The organism is Streptococcus sp. CCH8-H5, assembly GCF_001556505.1.
GTDB lineage: Bacteria > Bacillota > Bacilli > Lactobacillales > Streptococcaceae > Streptococcus.
In genome coordinates this window covers 1-291 of the sequence record NZ_LSIZ01000051.1, presented here as the reverse complement: position 1 = coordinate 291, position 291 = coordinate 1, and the positions used below count along the sequence as shown (strand labels likewise).

1 protein-coding gene is annotated in these 291 nt (G+C 45.0%); it reads left to right on the top strand.

Going from position 1 to position 291, the window contains the following annotated elements; all coding sequences use genetic code 11:
* Nucleotides 1-291, top strand: a 291-nt coding sequence (locus tag AX663_RS04205; protein ID WP_197414198.1) for a KxYKxGKxW signal peptide domain-containing protein, incomplete at both ends; no start/stop codon positions are given.

The window sequence follows — 291 nt, the reverse complement described above, 5'->3', positions numbered from 1 at the left end:
TTCACAAAGTTAAAAAACATTGGGTAACTATTGCAGTGACAGGACTTGCTTTGGGTTTGAGTTTTGCAGGACTCAGCTATGCTTCAGCTGAAGAACAACCTACCCCCGTTAATGAAGCAACTGTTGAAACCATCATCAAAGAAGGTGCTATTAACGTCGATGCTCCAGCAAGTAATGAAGCCACAGCTAAACCTACAGAAAATACAGCAGCTACCGCTTCAAGCGAAGCTGCCACAGTGTCAGAAACACCAGTGGTCACCTCTGAAGGGGCTTCAACAGAAACAGTCTCTG